The following is a 16,547-nucleotide window of genomic DNA, read 5'->3' as shown; positions in this document are numbered from 1 at the left end:
TGGCGAGGTTAACGCGCCTCCGGCCTGCCTGGTAAGCAGGCCGGGGCAGGCGAACAGACGTTACATCTCCTGGTCTGGCTCGCCGTTATGCAGCGGAATTAACTGCACTTTCTGCACTCGATGGCTTTCTACCTGCAATGTTTTCAGCAAATAATCGCCCACCTGAACCTCTTCACCGGTTTGCGGTATGCGCTGCAAATATTCCATCAATAATCCGGCAATCGTATGGTATTCCCGTTTTTCATCCAGCGGTAGCGGCACGTACTGCACCAAATCCTCCAGCGGCATATGGCCGTTTGCTGTCCAGGAACCGTCCGGGTTCTTCTGAATATCGTGGCGGGCGTCAATTTCCTCGACTTCATTCGGCAGATTACCGGCGATAGTCTCCATGACATCGCTTAATGTCACAATGCCTTCAACCGAGCCAAACTCATCTACGACAAAGGCAAAATGGGTTCTGGCGTTACGGAACTGCTCCAGCGCAGGCAGCAGCGGCAATGTTTCCGGGAAAACCAGCGGTTGGCGAATCAGCGCCCGCAGGTTGAGCGGTTCGCCGCGCAGCGATTGTTGCAACAGATCGATGACGTGGACGACGCCGAGTAAATCTTCCTGTTCATTTTCACCCGTCACGACCAGACGCGTATGCTGGTTCTTTTCCAGCAGAGCGCGGATTTCCGCTTCCGGCGCGTTGAGATCGATATGCTCGATATCGTGGCGCGACGTCATGATGCTACTTACGGTGCGCTGGTTGAGATTCAGCACCCGCTCGATCATCCTGCGCTCCTGCGGATTAAAAATCTGGCTGTCGTCATGGTCTGCCAGCATCGCAGCGGTTTCCGCATCCAGTTCGGCATCCTCTTTTTTACCGCTAATCAGCCGCATCACGGCCTCCGTTGTGCGCTGGCGCAGCGTATGGTTAGCGGAAAGAAAACGGCGGCGGTTAAAAATAGCCAGTTGGTTGAGCGCCTCGATCATCACCGAGAAGCCGATAGCCGCGTACAGATACCCTTTCGGAATGTGGAAACCAAACCCTTCCGCCACCAGGCTAAAGCCGATCATTAGCAGGAAGCTAAGACACAAAATGACAATGGTGGGATGGTTGTTCACAAATCGGGTCAGTGACTTGCTGGCAAGCAGCATCAGGCTAATGGCGATTATCACTGCCGCCATCATGACCGCCAGGTGATCGACCATCCCCACGGCGGTAATCACGGAGTCGAGAGAAAAGATAGCGTCCAGCACCACGATTTGCGCGACCACCGCCCAGAATTTCGCCCCCTTACGCTGGGTAGGGTTGGCGCTATCTTTCCCTTCCAGCCGTTCGTTGAGCTCCATGGTGGCTTTAAAGAGCAGGAAGAAGCCGCCGAACAGCATAATCAGATCGCGGGCGCTGAAGCTTAACGCCTGTACGCTAAAAAGCGGCTTAGTCAAGGTGACCAGCCACGAGATTGACGCCAGCAGCAGCAGGCGCATGATCATCGCCAGTATCAGGCCGGTAATGCGCGCGCGGTCGCGCTGCCCCGGCGGTAGTTTTTCAGCGAGGATGGCAATAAAGACCAGGTTATCAATGCCGAGAACAAGTTCGATAACGATTAACGTTACCAGTCCGGCCCAGATTGACGGATCGGCAATCCATTCCATAGTAAGAGCAATACCTTCTGTAATATGACAATTGTCACAATTCGATCATGGATAATACGGCGGAAAAATGCAATGCCGCAGAGCAATTTATCTTTGTTACGCGGCTATAAAATAACTTTAAAATAGCCGTAATGTTTCTGTCGGAAACTAAATAATGTCAAGAATATATTTAGGAAATATCGCAGGTGGAGTGGAGTAAATAAATATTGTCAACATCAATAAAATCCTAAAATCATCTGTTAATTCATTTAATATTAATCTTAAAAATATAGAATGGCGGGTTTGTTACCTTGCCTGTCATTAGGTTAGCTGCAACAATTCTTGCAGGATTAAGATAGCGCTCTTAAATATCCTGTCACGACATCGAGAAAACTATTAATACGTAACCTTTATTTCGCTGAAGATTTTTATCTGAACCAGGATGAAATCGGAGGGGAATGCGAAAATTTAGAATAATCAGTGTATTGGTAGCTAAGAAGCCAGGGGCGGTAGCGTGCCTGAAAGCCTGAATATAAGCCTTTATTATTCTGTCAATAGCCTGCGGATGAATTGATTTTTTTTCAGAATGATGCCAGTTAATTTTCTCTGCCATTAACTGCAAGGTAAATGTGCACGGACGAAGCCGCTATTTAAATTGCACAGGATAATGACTCTGCCAAAGTGATAAATAATCAATGATGAAATCCAAAATGAAATTGATGCCATTATTGGCGTCGCTCAGCTTGATAAGTGGTTGCACAGTACTTCCGGGCAGCAATATGTCTACGATGGGGAAAGATGTGATCAAACAGCAAGACGCTGACTTTGAGCTCGACCGGATGGTCAATGTGTATCCGCTGACGCCACGGCTGGTTGAGCAATTACGCCCGCGGCCCAATGTCGCGCAACCGAATATGTCGCTGGACCAGGAGATTGCCAGCTATCAGTATCGCGTCGGGCCTGGCGATGTGCTGAATGTCACCGTCTGGGATCACCCGGAATTGACCACGCCAGCAGGCCAGTACCGCAGCTCAAGCGATACCGGCAACTGGGTTCAGCCGGACGGCACCATGTTTTATCCCTACATTGGCAAGGTTAGCGTCGTCGGTAAAACTTTGTCAGAGATTCGCAGCGATATTACCGGGCGTTTAGCGAAGTACATCGCGGACCCGCAGGTGGATGTCAATATCGCCGCTTTCCGCTCGCAAAAAGCGTACATCTCCGGCCAGGTGAATAAATCCGGTCAGCAGGCCATTACTAACGTACCGCTAACCGTCCTGGATGCGATTAACGCTGCGGGCGGCCTGACCGATATGGCGGACTGGCGCAACGTCGTGTTGACGCACAACGGCAAAGAACAGCGCATTTCGCTACAGGCGCTGATGCAAAATGGCGATCTTAGCCAGAACCGCTTGCTCTACCCTGGCGACATTCTGTATGTGCCGCGCAATGACGATCTGAAAGTCTTTGTCATGGGCGAAGTGAAAAAACAGAGCACCCTCAAAATGGATTTCAGCGGCATGACGCTCACCGAAGCATTAGGCAATGCGGAAGGCATCGATCTGACCACCTCCAACGCCAGCGGCATTTTTGTGATTCGTCCGTTGAAAGGCGAGGGAGGACGCGGCGGCAAGATCGCCAATATCTACCAGCTTGATATGTCTGACGCCACGTCATTGGTGATGGCGACGGAATTCCGACTTCAGCCTTACGATGTGGTGTACGTCACGACCGCGCCGGTTGCTCGCTGGAACCGTCTGATCAATCAGTTGCTGCCGACCATTAGCGGTGTCCGTTATATGACGGATACGGCCAGCGACATTCATTCCTGGTAATCGTTATGTTTAACAAAATCTTAGTGGTCTGTGTGGGGAATGTTTGCCGTTCTCCGACGGCGGAACGTTTGCTAAAGCGCTTTCATCCCTCGCTGACGGTTGCATCCGCCGGATTAGGCGCGCTGGTCGGCAAAGGCGCCGATCCTGCGGCGGCGAGCGTGGCGAGCGCCCACGATTTGTCTTTGGAAAATCACTGCGCAAGGCAAATTTCCGCGCGTCTGTGCCGGGAATATGACCTGATTCTGACGATGGAGAAACGTCACATCGCCGCCCTGTGCGACATTGCGCCGGAAATGCGCGGCAAGGTAATGCTGTTTGGTCACTGGGACAGCGAGCGTGAAATACCGGACCCGTATCGCAAAAGCCGCGATGCGTTTGAGGCGGTGTACACATTACTGGAAAGGTCTGCCCGCCAGTGGGCGCAGGCACTGAATGCAGAGCAGGGAAAACCATGACAGAAAAAGTAAAACAATCTGCGGCGGTTACGGGTAGCGATGAAATCGATATCGGGCGCCTGGTCGGAACGGTGATTGAAGCGCGTTGGTGGGTGTTGGGGACGACGGCCATATTTGCGCTGTGCGCGGTAATTTATACGTTCTTCGCCACGCCCATCTATAGCGCCGATGCGCTGGTACAGATTGAACAAAACACCGGTAATTCGCTGGTACAGGATATCAACAGCGCATTAGCGAATAAGCCGCCGGCTTCCGATGCGGAAATTCAACTCATTCGATCGCGTCTGGTGCTGGGGAAGACCGTTGACGATCTGGATCTGGATATTGCCGTCACCAAAAACACCTTTCCGCTCTTCGGCGCCGGGTGGGAACGGCTGATGGGACGTCAGAATGAAATGGTGAAAGTCACGACATTCACCCGACCAGAGACGATGAGCGGACAGATCTTCACCCTCAAAGTGCTGGGCGACAAACGTTATCAGTTGGTTAGCGACGGCGGATTTAGCGCGCAGGGCGTTGTGGGCCAGCCACTTAATAAAGACGGCGTGACGATGCAGGTAGAGGCGATTGACGCCCGTCCTGATACGGAATTTACGGTGAGTAAATTCTCAACGCTTGGCATGATTAATAACCTGCAAAATAACCTCACCGTAACGGAAACCGGCAAAGATACCGGCGTTCTGAGCCTGACGTTCACGGGAGAGGATCGCGACCAGATCCGCGAAATTCTCAACAGTATTACCCGTAACTATCTGCAACAGGATATTGCGCGGAAATCTGAAGAGGCGGGGAAGAGCCTGGCGTTTCTGGCAAAACAATTGCCGGAAGTCCGCAGCCGTCTGGATGTGGCGGAAAACAAGCTAAACGCTTTCCGCCAGGATAAAGACTCGGTGGATTTACCGCTGGAGGCGAAGGCGGTGCTCGATTCGATGGTTAATATCGACGCCCAGTTGAATGAGTTGACGTTTAAAGAGGCGGAAATTTCCAAGCTCTTTACCAAAGCGCATCCGGCTTACCGCACCCTGCTGGAAAAACGTAAAGCGCTGGAAGATGAAAAAGCCAAACTGAACGGGCGGGTGACGGCAATGCCGAAAACCCAGCAGGAGATTGTGCGTTTGACCCGTGATGTGGAGTCCGGCCAGCAGGTCTATATGCAACTGCTTAATAAACAGCAGGAGCTGAAAATCACCGAAGCCAGCACCGTTGGCGACGTGCGCATCGTTGACCCGGCGATTACCCAGCCGGGCGTGCTGAAGCCGAAAAAGGCGTTGATTATTCTCGGCAGCATTATTCTGGGATTAATGTTATCGATTGTCGGCGTGCTGCTGCGCTCGCTGTTTAATCGTGGTATCGAAAGCCCGCAGGTGCTGGAGGAGCACGGGATCAGCGTCTATGCCAGTATTCCGCTGTCGGAATGGCAAAAAGCGCGCGATAGCGTCAAAACCATTAAAGGGATTAAGCGTTACAAGCAGAGCCAACTGCTGGCGGTGGGCAATCCGACCGATCTGGCGATTGAGGCGATTCGCAGCCTGCGCACCAGCCTGCATTTCGCCATGATGCAGGCGCAAAATAATGTACTCATGCTCACAGGCGTCAGCCCCTCTATCGGCAAAACCTTTGTTTGCGCCAATCTGGCGGCCGTCATCAGCCAGACGCATAAACGGGTATTACTGATCGACTGCGATATGCGTAAGGGCTACACCCATGAACTGCTCGGCACCAATAACGTGGACGGCTTATCTGACATTCTGGCGGGCAAAGGCGAGATAGCCTCCTGCGCGAAACCCACGGCGATCGCTAATTTTGATCTTATTCCGCGCGGTCAGGTGCCGCCTAATCCATCGGAACTGCTGATGAGCGAGCGCTTCGGCGAGCTGATCGCCTGGGCAAGCAGCCGCTACGACCTGGTATTAATCGACACGCCGCCGATTCTGGCCGTGACGGACGCCGCGATTGTGGGTCGTCACGTCGGGACGACGCTGATGGTGGCGCGTTATGCCGTCAACACCTTAAAAGAGGTGGAAACCAGTCTGAGCCGTTTTGACCAGAATGGCATTCAGGTCAAAGGCGTCATTCTCAACTCCATTTTCCGCCGGGCGACGGGCTACCAGGATTATGGCTATTACGAATATGAATACCAGTCAGATTCCAAATAAAAAATAAGGCGTGCCGGATGGCGCGGCCTGTGACTGTAGGCCGGACAAGCGTAGCGCCATGCGGCAAAACTATCTGGGGAATAAGCATGACAACAGACAATCCGCTGATCTCAATTTATATGCCAACCTGGAACAGGCAGCAGTTGGCTATCCGGGCGATTAAATCAGTACTACGTCAGGACTACCGTCACTGGGAGATGATCATCGTGGATGATTGCTCCTCGTCTTATCAGCAGCTACAACAATTTGTTGAGGAGCTGAACGACCCGCGCGTCCGTTATACCCATAACGCCAGGAATACCGGCGCCTGCGCGGTTCGCAACCAGGCCATTATGCAGGCGCAAGGGCACTACATTACCGGTATTGATGATGACGATGAATGGACGCCCAACCGTCTGAGCGTGTTTCTGGCCCATAAACACCAGTTGACTACGCACGCCTTTTTGTATGCCAACGACTATGTGTGCGAGGGCGAGGTCTACTCTCAGCCTGCCAGCCTGCCGCTGTATCCGAAATCCCCTTATTCGCGCCGCTTGTTCTACAAGCGCAATATTATTGGCAATCAGGTTTTTACCTGGGCCTGGCGTTTTAAAGCGTGTTTGTTCGATACCGAACTCAAGGCGGCGCAGGACTACGACATTTTTCTGCGCATGGTGGTGGAGTATGGCGAACCGTGGAAAGTCGAAGAGGCGACGCAAATTTTACATATCAACCACGGCGAGATGCAGATTACCTCTTCGCCGAAAAAGTTCTCCGGCTATTTCCATTTTTATCGTAAGCACAAAGATAAATTTGATCGCGCCAGTAAAAAATACCAGCTTTTTACGCTGTACCAAATTCGCAATAAGCGAATGACCTGGCGCACGTTGCTGACGTTGCTCTCCGTGCGTAATAGCAAACGCCTGGCGGCCGGGCTGCGGGGGCGATAACGATGCTGGAAGACTTACGCGCGAATAGCTGGAGCTTACGCCCCTGTTGCATGGTGCTGGCCTACCGTATCGCTCATTTTTGTTCCGTCTGGCGCAAAAAGAATGTGCTGAATAATCTGTGGGCCGCGCCGGTGCTGGTGCTGTATCGCGTGATCACGGAATGCCTGTTCGGGTATGAAATCCAGGCCGCCGCGACCATTGGTCGGCGGTTCACTATCCATCATGGTTACGCGGTAGTGATCAACAAACATGTCGTCGCCGGCGACGATTTTACCATTCGCCACGGCGTCACCATTGGCAATCGCGGCGCGGACAGCCTGGCTTGTCCGGTGATCGGTAACGGCGTTGAGCTGGGGGCGAATGTCATCCTGCTTGGCGATATTACTATTGGTAATCACGTCACGATTGGCGCGGGTAGCGTGGTGCTTGACAGTATTCCGGACCATGCGCTGGTGGTGGGAGAAAAAGCACGGGTGAAGGTCAGCACATGAATATTCTGCAATTTAATGTACGGCTGGCGGAAGGCGGCGCGGCGGGAGTGGCGTTGGATCTCCATCTGCGGGCATTGCAAAAAGGGCTGACGTCGCGTTTTGTCTATGGTTATGGCAAAGGCGGAAAAAAAAGCGTCAGTCACCACCGCTATCCGCAGGTGATAAAACAGACGCCGCGCGGCACGGCAATCGCCAATATCGCGCTATTTCGTTTCCTGAATCGCGATCTGTTTGGCAATCTCGACAATCTTTACCGCACGGTTATCCAGACATCCGGCCCGCTGGTGCTGCATTTTCATGTTCTCCACAGTTACTGGCTAAACCTGGCGGACATCGTGACGTTTTGCGAAAAAGTCAAAGCGCAAAAAGCGGACGTCACGCTGGTCTGGACGCTGCACGATCACTGGAGCGTCACCGGGCGTTGCGCCTTCACCGACGGTTGCGAGGGCTGGAAAAGCGGCTGCCAAAAATGCCCGACCCTAAGCAATTATCCGCCGGTCAGGGTGGATCGGGCGCACCAGCTTATTGACGGCAAACGTCAGCGCTTTCGGGACATGCTGCGGCTGGGCTGCCGGTTTATTTCGCCGAGCCAGCACGTGGCCGAGGCCTTTAACAGCGTTTATGGCGCGGGGCGCTGCCAGATTATTAACAACGGTATCGATCTGGCGACCGAGGCGATTCTCGCGCAGCTATCACCTGTGCCGCTGAATCCGGGCAAACCGCGGATCGCCATTGTGGCGCATGACTTGCGTTACGACGGCAAAACTGACCAGCGTCTGGTACACTACATGATGGCGCTGGGCGAAAAAATTGAACTGCATACCTTCGGTAAATTTTCGCCTTTTACCGGCCAAAACGTCGTTAATCACGGTTTTGAAACCGATAAGCGCAAATTAATGAGCGCGCTCAATGAGATGGATGCGCTGGTCTTTAGCTCACGGGTCGATAACTATCCGCTGATCTTGTGTGAAGCGCTCTCGATCGGCGTACCGGTACTCGCTACCCACAGCGAGGCGGCACAGGAGGTGCTGGCGAAATCCGGCGGCCAGACCTTTGCCGCTACAGATGTACTGCGCCTGGCGCAGCGGCGTAAGCCAGAGATTGCTCAGGCGGTATTTGGCGCAACGCTGGACGCCTTTCGTATGCGTAGCCGCGTCGCGTACAGCGGTCAACAGATGCTGGAGGAGTATGTCTCGTTCTATCAGAATCTGTAGCTATCTGCTGCTGCCGCTGATCTACCTACTGGTCAATGTCAAGATTGCCCAACTGGGGGAAAGCTTTCCCATTACCATCGTCACTTTTTTACCGCTGTTGCTGCTGTTATTTGTGGAACGCATTAGCGTAAAAAAATTGATGATCGCCTTAGGCATCGGCGCGGGGCTTACAGCATTTAACTTCCTGTTCGGCCAGTCGCTGAATGCCGGTAAATATGTCACGTCCACGATGCTGTTTGTCTATATTGTGGTCATTATCGGGATGGTCTGGAGTATCCGATTCAAAACCATTTCCGCGCATAACCACCGAAAGATTTTGCGTTTTTTTTATCTGGTGGTGGGTATGGTGGTCGCGCTCGCCGCGGTTGAGATGGCGCAAATTATCCTTACCGGCGGCAGCAGTATTATGGAAGGAATTTCGAAATATCTCATTTACAGTAATAGCTACGTACTGAACTTCATAAAATTTGGCGGTAAGCGTACCACTGCGCTTTATTTTGAACCGGCATTTTTCGCTTTGGCACTAATCTCAATTTGGCTGAGCATCAAACAGTTTGGTATCAAAACACCGAAAAGCGATGCTATGATTCTGGCAGGGATAATATTATCAGGATCATTTTCAGGGGTAATGACCTTTATCCTGTTTTATCTTCTGGAGTGGGCGTTCCAATATTTGAATAAGGATGCGATAAAGAAAAAACTTCCACTGGCGCTGGTCTCATTAACCCTGTTTTTGGTTGGGGTAATTATTGCATTTCCTTATATCGCGACACGACTTGGCGATTTAGGGACGGAAGGCTCATCTTCTTATTATCGTATTGTGGGCCCCTTAGTCATGGTCGGATATTCCTTGACCCATATTGATGGTGTAGTCAGATTTGGCTCACTTTATGAATATGTTGCATCATTCGGAATCTTTAACGGTGCGGATGTCGGGAAAACCATAGACAATGGATTGTATCTGCTGATTATTTATTTTTCCTGGTTCGCAGTGCTAATGACGCTGTGGTATATGGGGAAAGTTTTAAAAATGGCGCTAAATGCGTTTGGCGATAATCGCAATTTTCGGGTACAGCTCTATCTTTTTACGCCGGTGTCGCTGTTTTTTACCGGTTCAATATTTAGCCCGGAATATGCTTTTTTAATCGTCTGTCCGTTCATTTTGCGCAAGGCGTTAAAAATTTCATAACGGGGTGGTGGCATGTTTTTAAGCGTCGTTACCGTCGCCTTTCGCAATTACGAAGGGGTGGTAAAAACCTGGCGCTCGCTGCGCAATCTGGCGCGCGATCCGGGTCTGTCATTTGAATGGATCGTAGTGGATGGCGGTTCGGAGGACGGCACGCGCGAATTTCTGCAAAAACGTCACGGTGAGTTTAACCTGCGTTTTATCAGTGAAAAGGATCGCGGTATTTATGATGCCATGAACAAAGGCATTGCGCTGGCGCAGGGGCGCTATACCCTGTTTCTTAATTCCGGTGATGCGTTCCATGATGATGCCGCGCTGTTTGTCCGCCAACTGGCGCGACAAAAGGGCGAGGCGATGTATATTGGCGACGCGCTGCTGGATTTCGGCGGCGGGCATAAAATACGCCGGAAGGCTAAACCCGGGTATTATATCTACCATAGTTTGCCAGCCAGCCATCAGGCGATATTTTTCCCGACGGCAGCGTTAAAAAAGTATCCTTATGATCTGCAATATCATGTCTCTTCAGATTATGCGCTGGCGGCCCGTCTCTATAAAGCAGGCTATCCTTTTCGGCGAATTAACGGACTAGTATCTGAATTTTCGATGGGCGGCGTGTCAACCTCGAATAATCTGGAATTATGTCAGGATGCAAAAAATGTACAGCGAAAAATATTACGTGTGCCAGGATTTTGGGCGCAATTATCCTATTTATTACGTCTGAAAACGACGGGTAAAACAAAAGCGCGGTATAACAAAGTCTAATCACCGGGAGTTATTATGCAGGATCTTAGCGGCTTTACGGTGCCGAAAGGGTTCCGCGGCGCTAATGCGCTAAAAGTACAATTATGGTGGGCGGTACAGGCGACATTATTCGCCGGGTCGCCGCAAATATTGTATCGCTGGCGAGCCTTTTTGCTGCGTCTGTTTGGCGCCAAAATTGGAAAGAATGTGGTTATCCGACCGTCAGTAAAAATTACCTATCCGTGGAAATTAACCGTCGGCGATTATGCCTGGGTAGGCGACGACGCTGTGTTATATACGTTGGGTGAAATTAATATTGGCGCACATGCGGTTATTTCACAAAAAGGGTATTTGTGTACCGGTAGCCATGATTATACCAGCGCCCATTTCGATATTAACGCCGCGCCGATTGTTATTGGCGAAAAATGTTGGCTGGCAACCGATGTTTTTGTCGCGCCCGGCGTGACGATAGGTCATGGCACCGTCGTCGGCGCGCGCAGCAGCGTATTTAAATCATTACCGGCAAATGCGATTTGTCGGGGCAATCCCGCAGTGGTAACGCGCCAGCGCGTTCAGAAAGTTACTCCCTAACGGGACTATTTGAGGAAATGAAAATGTCAAAAGTCGCTCTCATTACTGGCGTAACCGGACAGGATGGGTCTTACCTGGCAGAATTTCTGCTGGAAAAAGGGTATGAGGTGCATGGTATCAAGCGCCGCGCGTCATCGTTTAATACCGAGCGCGTGGACCATATTTATCAGGATCCGCACAGCTGCAACCCGAAATTTCATCTGCATTATGGCGACCTGACCGACGCCTCCAACCTGACCCGCATTTTACAGGAAGTGCAGCCGGATGAGGTCTACAACCTGGGCGCAATGAGCCACGTGGCGGTGTCGTTTGAGTCGCCGGAATATACCGCCGATGTGGATGCGATGGGCACGCTGCGCCTGCTGGAGGCGATTCGCTTCCTCGGTCTTGAAAAGAAAACGCGGTTCTACCAGGCCTCCACCTCTGAACTGTACGGTCTGGTGCAGGAAATTCCGCAGAAAGAGACCACGCCGTTCTACCCGCGTTCCCCCTATGCGGTGGCGAAACTGTACGCCTACTGGATCACCGTCAACTACCGTGAATCCTACGGCATTTACGCCTGTAACGGCATTCTGTTTAACCACGAGTCCCCGCGTCGTGGCGAAACCTTCGTCACCCGTAAGATCACCCGCGCCATCGCCAATATCGCGCAGGGACTGGAGTCCTGCCTGTATCTCGGCAACATGGATTCGCTGCGCGACTGGGGCCATGCGAAAGATTACGTACGGATGCAGTGGATGATGTTACAGCAGGAGCAGCCGGAAGATTTCGTGATTGCCACCGGCGTGCAGTATTCCGTACGCCAGTTTGTGGAGCTGGCGGCGGCGCAACTGGGGATAAAACTGCGCTTTGAAGGCGAAGGCATTAATGAGAAAGGGATCGTGGTATCCGTTACCGGACACGATGCGCCGGGCGTGAAACCGGGCGATGTGATTGTGGCCGTTGATCCGCGTTATTTCCGTCCGGCGGAAGTGGAAACCCTGCTGGGCGACCCGTCCAAAGCGCATGAGAAACTGGGCTGGAAACCGGAAATCACCCTGTCGGAGATGGTCTCCGAGATGGTGGCGAACGATCTGGAGGCCGCGAAAAAACACTCACTGCTGAAATCTCACGGTTACGAGGTGGCCATCGCGCTGGAGTCCTGAGAATGAATAAGCAACGAATTTTTGTGGCGGGCCATCGCGGGATGGTGGGCTCCGCCATTGTACGGCAGCTTGCGCAGCGCGGCGACGTGGAACTGGTGCTGCGCACCCGCGATGAGCTGGATCTGCTCGACGGGCGCGCGGTACAGGCGTTCTTTGCCGGGGCGGGTATCGACCAGGTTTATCTGGCGGCGGCGAAAGTGGGCGGCATTGTCGCCAACAACACGTATCCGGCGGATTTTATTTATGAAAACATGATGATAGAGAGCAACATTATTCACGCCGCGCACCTGCACAACGTGAACAAACTGCTGTTTCTCGGTTCGTCCTGTATCTATCCGAAACTGGCAAGGCAGCCGATGGCGGAAAGCGAGCTGCTGCAGGGAACGCTGGAGCCGACTAACGAGCCGTATGCCATCGCCAAGATCGCCGGGATTAAACTGTGCGAGTCCTACAACCGGCAGTACGGTCGCGACTACCGTTCGGTGATGCCAACCAACCTGTACGGCCCGCATGACAATTTCCATCCGGACAATTCACATGTGATCCCGGCGCTGCTGCGCCGCTTTCATGAGGCTGCGCAGAGCCATGCGCCGGAGGTGGTGGTGTGGGGCAGCGGCACGCCGATGCGCGAATTTCTGCATGTTGACGATATGGCGGCGGCCAGTATTCACGTGATGGAGCTGGCGCGCGAAGTGTGGCAGGAGAACACCGCCCCGATGCTGTCGCACATTAACGTCGGCACTGGCGTGGACTGCACCATCCGCGAGCTGGCGCAGACTATCGCAAAGGTGGTGGGTTACCAGGGCCGGGTGGTGTTCGACGCCACGAAGCCGGACGGTACGCCGCGTAAATTGCTCGACGTCACGCGCCTGCATCAGCTTGGCTGGTATCACGAAATTTCACTGGAGGCAGGGCTTGCCGGTACTTACCAGTGGTTCCTTGAGAATCAGCAACGGTTCCGGGGGTGACAATGTTTTTACGTCAGGAAGATTTCGCCGCCGTGGTGCGGACCACGCCCCTCATCTCCCTCGATTTCATCGTGGAAAACGGCCAGGGGGAAATTTTACTGGGCCAGCGTCTCAACCGTCCGGCGCAGGGCTACTGGTTTGTGCCGGGGGGGCGGGTGTGCAAAGACGAAACGCTGGAGGGCGCCTTTGCACGCCTGACGCAGGCGGAACTGGGCGTGCGTCTGCCGCTGGCGGCAGGGACGTTTTATGGCGTCTGGCAGCACTTCTATGACGACAACTTTTCCGGTGAGGATTTTTCAACTCACTACATCGTGCTCGGCTTTCGTCTGCGCGTGGCGGAGAGCGATTTACATCTGCCTGACGCCCAGCATGGCAGTTACCGCTGGCTGACGCCGGAACAGCTTCTGGCAAGCGACAATGTTCATGAGAACAGTCGGGCCTACTTCTTTCCTGACGCGCCGGCGGTGGGCCTATGAAGATCCTGGTCTATGGCATTAACTATTCGCCGGAACTGACCGGTATCGGCAAATATACCGGCGAAATGGTGGCGTGGATGGCGCGGGAAGGCCATGAGGTGCGGGTCATTACTGCGCCGCCGTACTACCCGCAGTGGAAGGTCGGCGAGCGCTATTCCGCCTGGCGCTATCGCCGGGAAGAGGGCGAGGCTACCGTCTGGCGCTGCCCGCTGTATGTGCCGAAACAGCCCTCCACCCTAAAACGACTACTTCATCTGGGGAGCTTTGCATTGAGCAGTTTTTTCCCACTGATGGCGCAGCGTCGCTGGAAGCCGGATCGGATTATCGGCGTTGTACCGACGCTCTTTTGTACGCCGGGAATGCGCCTGCTGGCGACACTCTCCGGCGCACGTACCGTTCTGCATATTCAGGATTACGAAGTGGACGCCATGCTCGGCTTAGGAATGGCGGGAAAAGGCAAGCGCGGCAGCGTAGCGCGGTTAGCGACGGCCTTTGAACGCAGCGCGCTGCGTAACGTTGATAATGTTTCGACCATCTCTCGCTCCATGATGAATAAAGCGCGGGAAAAGGGCGTCGCGGCGGAAAAAATCCTCTTTTTTCCGAACTGGTCGGAAGTGGCGCGCTTTCAGGACGTTAATGACGCTGACGTGACGGCTTTGCGTCAGCAGCTTGGCTTGCCAGAGGGCAAAAAAATTGTGCTCTATTCCGGCAATATCGGCGAAAAGCAAGGGCTGGAAAAGGTAATTGACGCCGCGGAACGATTACGCGATCGACCGTTGATTTTTGCGATTGTCGGCCAGGGGGGCGGCAAGGCGCGGCTGGAGAACATGGCCCGCGAACGCGGCCTGGCAAATATTAAATTCCTCCCGCTGCAGCCTTACGACGCCTTACCCGCGCTGCTGAAAATGGGCGACTGCCATCTGGTGGTGCAAAAGCGCGGCGCGGCGGATGCGGTACTGCCCTCCAAGCTGACTAACATTCTGGCGGTCGGCGGCAATGCGGTAATTACCGCTGAGCCACACACCGAATTAGGGCAACTTTGCGCGCGCTATCCGGGCATCGCCGTTTGCGTGGAACCGGAGTCGACCGACGCGCTGGTCGACGGGATTAGCCAGGCGCTCGCCATGCCGAAAAACAACATGGTGGCACGTGAATACGCCGAACGCACGCTCAATAAAGAGAACGTGCTACGCCAATTTATTGCAGATATTCGGGGATGATAATGCGTCAGACAAAACTTTACCCGGTTGTGATGGCCGGTGGCTCCGGTAGCCGATTGTGGCCGCTTTCTCGCGTGCTTTATCCAAAACAGTTTCTGTGCCTGAAAGGCGATCTCACCATGCTGCAAACCACCATTTGCCGTCTGAACGGCGTGGAGTGCGAAAGCCCGGTGGTGATCTGCAACGAACAGCACCGTTTTATCGTCGCCGAACAGCTCCGCCAGCTCAATAAGCTGACGGAGAACATTATTCTTGAGCCCGCCGGGCGCAATACCGCGCCGGCGATTGCGTTGGCGGCGCTGGCGGCGACGCGCCAGCATACGGACTGCGATCCGCTGATGCTGGTACTGGCGGCGGATCATGCGATCGCCAATGAAGAGGCCTTCCGCGACGCGGTGCGCGGCGCCATGCCCTATGCCGACGCGGGCAAACTGGTGACCTTCGGTATCGTGCCGGATCTGCCGGAAACCGGCTATGGCTATATCCGGCGCGGTGATGTCGTGCCGGGCGCGACGGATGCGGTGGCTTTTGAGGTGGCGCAGTTCGTTGAGAAGCCGGGGCTGGAAACCGCTCAGGCCTACGTCGCCAGCGGCGATTACTACTGGAACAGCGGCATGTTTCTGTTCCGCGCCGGACGCTATCTGGAAGAACTGAAAAAGTTCCGCCCCGATATTCTGGCCGCCTGTGAACAGGCGATGCGCGGCGTCGATCCGGATCTTGATTTCATTCGTGTGGATGAAGAGGCCTTCCTCGCCTGTCCGGAAGAGTCCATTGACTACGCGGTGATGGAACGGACGGCGGACGCGGTGGTGATGCCAATGGACGCGGGCTGGAGCGATGTCGGCTCGTGGTCCTCGCTGTGGGAAATCAGCGCCCACACCCCGGAGGGAAACGTCCACCACGGCGACGTCATCAGCCATAAAACGGAAAACAGCTACGTTTACGCCGAATCCGGCCTGGTGACCACCGTCGGCGTGAAGGATCTGGTGGTGGTGCAGACCAAAGACGCCGTGCTGATTGCCGATCGCCACGCGGTGCAGGACGTGAAAAAGGTGGTGGAGAAGATCAAGGCCGACGGACGCCATGAGCACCACATGCACCGCGAGGTTTACCGTCCGTGGGGCAAATACGACTCCATCGACGCGGGCGAGCGCTATCAGGTGAAGCGCATTACCGTCAAGCCGGGGGAAGGACTGTCGGTGCAGATGCACCATCACCGCGCCGAGCACTGGGTGGTGGTGGCGGGGACCGCCCGAGTCACCATCAACGGCGAGGTTAAGCTGCTCGGTGAAAACGAGTCCATCTATATTCCGCTGGGGGCGACCCACTGCCTGGAAAATCCGGGAAAAATACCGCTCGATTTAATTGAAGTACGTTCCGGCTCGTATCTCGAAGAGGACGACGTGGTGCGGTTCGAGGATCGTTACGGGCGGGTCTGACGCCTGCAACGGTGCCCGGTAAGCGCAACGCGCCATCCGGCAATGAACAACAATAACGATGTTGGCCATTTACGGTCAGGG

Annotated in this window: 15 protein-coding genes; 14 read left to right on the top strand and 1 reads right to left on the bottom strand. The window is 53.9% G+C overall.

What is annotated here, in order from left to right:
* Window positions 1-60: 60 nt before the first annotated feature.
* A complete protein-coding gene (locus NAZ64_RS12400; protein WP_000454713.1) occupies window positions 61-1,641 on the bottom strand; it encodes a TerC family protein in 1,581 nt (526 codons plus the stop codon).
* 674 nt (window positions 1,642-2,315) lie between these two features.
* On the opposite strand from NAZ64_RS12400, the gene NAZ64_RS12395 reads away from it, so the two are divergent.
* From NAZ64_RS12395 to cpsB, 14 genes are all read left to right on the top strand, one after another.
* Complete coding sequence (locus tag NAZ64_RS12395; RefSeq protein WP_483640941.1) at window positions 2,316-3,455, top strand: polysaccharide export protein; 1,140 nt, start codon at window positions 2,316-2,318, stop codon at window positions 3,453-3,455.
* Between the two features lie 5 nt (window positions 3,456-3,460).
* The gene (gene wzb, locus NAZ64_RS12390; protein WP_000482224.1) at window positions 3,461-3,910 is read left to right on the top strand and encodes a low molecular weight protein-tyrosine-phosphatase Wzb; all 450 of its coding nucleotides are present in this window, start codon (window positions 3,461-3,463) and stop codon (window positions 3,908-3,910) included.
* Complete coding sequence (gene wzc, locus NAZ64_RS12385; RefSeq protein ID WP_220569785.1) at window positions 3,907-6,066, top strand: tyrosine-protein kinase Wzc; 2,160 nt, start codon at window positions 3,907-3,909, stop codon at window positions 6,064-6,066. Before wzb ends, wzc begins: the two co-directional genes overlap by 4 nt.
* Window positions 6,067-6,152: 86 nt before the next feature.
* Complete coding sequence (wcaA, locus tag NAZ64_RS12380) at window positions 6,153-6,995, top strand: colanic acid biosynthesis glycosyltransferase WcaA (RefSeq protein ID WP_000205695.1); 843 nt, start codon at window positions 6,153-6,155, stop codon at window positions 6,993-6,995.
* A 2-nt stretch (window positions 6,996-6,997) separates the two neighbouring features.
* Window positions 6,998-7,486: a colanic acid biosynthesis acetyltransferase WcaB gene (gene wcaB, locus NAZ64_RS12375; protein ID WP_000888725.1), complete on the top strand. Its 489-nt coding sequence runs from the start codon at window positions 6,998-7,000 to the stop codon at window positions 7,484-7,486.
* Window positions 7,483-8,700: a colanic acid biosynthesis glycosyltransferase WcaC gene (gene wcaC / locus NAZ64_RS12370; RefSeq protein WP_220569786.1), complete on the top strand. Its 1,218-nt coding sequence runs from the start codon at window positions 7,483-7,485 to the stop codon at window positions 8,698-8,700. Before wcaB ends, wcaC begins: the two co-directional genes overlap by 4 nt.
* On the top strand, window positions 8,675-9,889 hold the full coding sequence (wcaD, locus tag NAZ64_RS12365; RefSeq protein ID WP_000091397.1) for a colanic acid polymerase WcaD: 1,215 nt from the start codon (window positions 8,675-8,677) through the stop codon (window positions 9,887-9,889). Before wcaC ends, wcaD begins: the two co-directional genes overlap by 26 nt.
* A gap of 12 nt (window positions 9,890-9,901) precedes the next feature.
* Window positions 9,902-10,648, top strand: a complete 747-nt coding sequence (wcaE, locus tag NAZ64_RS12360; protein ID WP_000480132.1) for a colanic acid biosynthesis glycosyltransferase WcaE — start codon at window positions 9,902-9,904, stop codon at window positions 10,646-10,648.
* A gap of 15 nt (window positions 10,649-10,663) precedes the next feature.
* Window positions 10,664-11,218: a colanic acid biosynthesis acetyltransferase WcaF gene (gene wcaF, locus NAZ64_RS12355; protein ID WP_001153603.1), complete on the top strand. Its 555-nt coding sequence runs from the start codon at window positions 10,664-10,666 to the stop codon at window positions 11,216-11,218.
* 23 nt (window positions 11,219-11,241) lie between these two features.
* The gene (gene gmd / locus NAZ64_RS12350; protein WP_000048160.1) at window positions 11,242-12,363 is read left to right on the top strand and encodes a GDP-mannose 4,6-dehydratase; all 1,122 of its coding nucleotides are present in this window, start codon (window positions 11,242-11,244) and stop codon (window positions 12,361-12,363) included.
* 2 nt (window positions 12,364-12,365) lie between these two features.
* Window positions 12,366-13,331 (top strand): GDP-L-fucose synthase, encoded by a 966-nt coding sequence (fcl, locus tag NAZ64_RS12345; protein WP_001041702.1) that lies wholly within the window; start codon window positions 12,366-12,368, stop codon window positions 13,329-13,331.
* 2 nt (window positions 13,332-13,333) lie between these two features.
* Window positions 13,334-13,807, top strand: a complete 474-nt coding sequence (locus NAZ64_RS12340) for a GDP-mannose mannosyl hydrolase (RefSeq protein ID WP_220569787.1) — start codon at window positions 13,334-13,336, stop codon at window positions 13,805-13,807.
* Window positions 13,804-15,027: a colanic acid biosynthesis fucosyltransferase WcaI gene (wcaI, locus tag NAZ64_RS12335; RefSeq protein WP_220569788.1), complete on the top strand. Its 1,224-nt coding sequence runs from the start codon at window positions 13,804-13,806 to the stop codon at window positions 15,025-15,027. The genes NAZ64_RS12340 and wcaI overlap by 4 nt, the downstream gene beginning before the upstream one ends.
* A complete protein-coding gene (gene cpsB, locus NAZ64_RS12330) occupies window positions 15,024-16,466 on the top strand; it encodes a mannose-1-phosphate guanyltransferase (RefSeq protein ID WP_000605946.1) in 1,443 nt (480 codons plus the stop codon). Before wcaI ends, cpsB begins: the two co-directional genes overlap by 4 nt.
* The last annotated feature ends 81 nt before the right edge of the window (window positions 16,467-16,547 follow it).

This window comes from Salmonella sp. A1325 (assembly GCF_056991255.1).
The sequence above is the reverse complement of the archived record's forward strand: the minus strand, read 5'-3'. Positions and strand labels throughout refer to the sequence as shown.

Coding starts and splice junctions, on each gene's coding strand:
- NAZ64_RS12400 (WP_000454713.1), bottom strand. CDS start 1,641: ATGGAATGGATTGCCGATCCGTCAATCTGGGCCGGACTGGTAACGTTA.
- NAZ64_RS12395 (WP_483640941.1), top strand. CDS start 2,316: ATGATGAAATCCAAAATGAAATTGATGCCATTATTGGCGTCGCTCAGC.
- wzb (WP_000482224.1), top strand. CDS start 3,461: ATGTTTAACAAAATCTTAGTGGTCTGTGTGGGGAATGTTTGCCGTTCT.
- wzc (WP_220569785.1), top strand. CDS start 3,907: ATGACAGAAAAAGTAAAACAATCTGCGGCGGTTACGGGTAGCGATGAA.
- wcaA (WP_000205695.1), top strand. CDS start 6,153: ATGACAACAGACAATCCGCTGATCTCAATTTATATGCCAACCTGGAAC.
- wcaB (WP_000888725.1), top strand. CDS start 6,998: ATGCTGGAAGACTTACGCGCGAATAGCTGGAGCTTACGCCCCTGTTGC.
- wcaC (WP_220569786.1), top strand. CDS start 7,483: ATGAATATTCTGCAATTTAATGTACGGCTGGCGGAAGGCGGCGCGGCG.
- wcaD (WP_000091397.1), top strand. CDS start 8,675: ATGTCTCGTTCTATCAGAATCTGTAGCTATCTGCTGCTGCCGCTGATC.
- wcaE (WP_000480132.1), top strand. CDS start 9,902: ATGTTTTTAAGCGTCGTTACCGTCGCCTTTCGCAATTACGAAGGGGTG.
- wcaF (WP_001153603.1), top strand. CDS start 10,664: ATGCAGGATCTTAGCGGCTTTACGGTGCCGAAAGGGTTCCGCGGCGCT.
- gmd (WP_000048160.1), top strand. CDS start 11,242: ATGTCAAAAGTCGCTCTCATTACTGGCGTAACCGGACAGGATGGGTCT.
- fcl (WP_001041702.1), top strand. CDS start 12,366: ATGAATAAGCAACGAATTTTTGTGGCGGGCCATCGCGGGATGGTGGGC.
- NAZ64_RS12340 (WP_220569787.1), top strand. CDS start 13,334: ATGTTTTTACGTCAGGAAGATTTCGCCGCCGTGGTGCGGACCACGCCC.
- wcaI (WP_220569788.1), top strand. CDS start 13,804: ATGAAGATCCTGGTCTATGGCATTAACTATTCGCCGGAACTGACCGGT.
- cpsB (WP_000605946.1), top strand. CDS start 15,024: ATGATAATGCGTCAGACAAAACTTTACCCGGTTGTGATGGCCGGTGGC.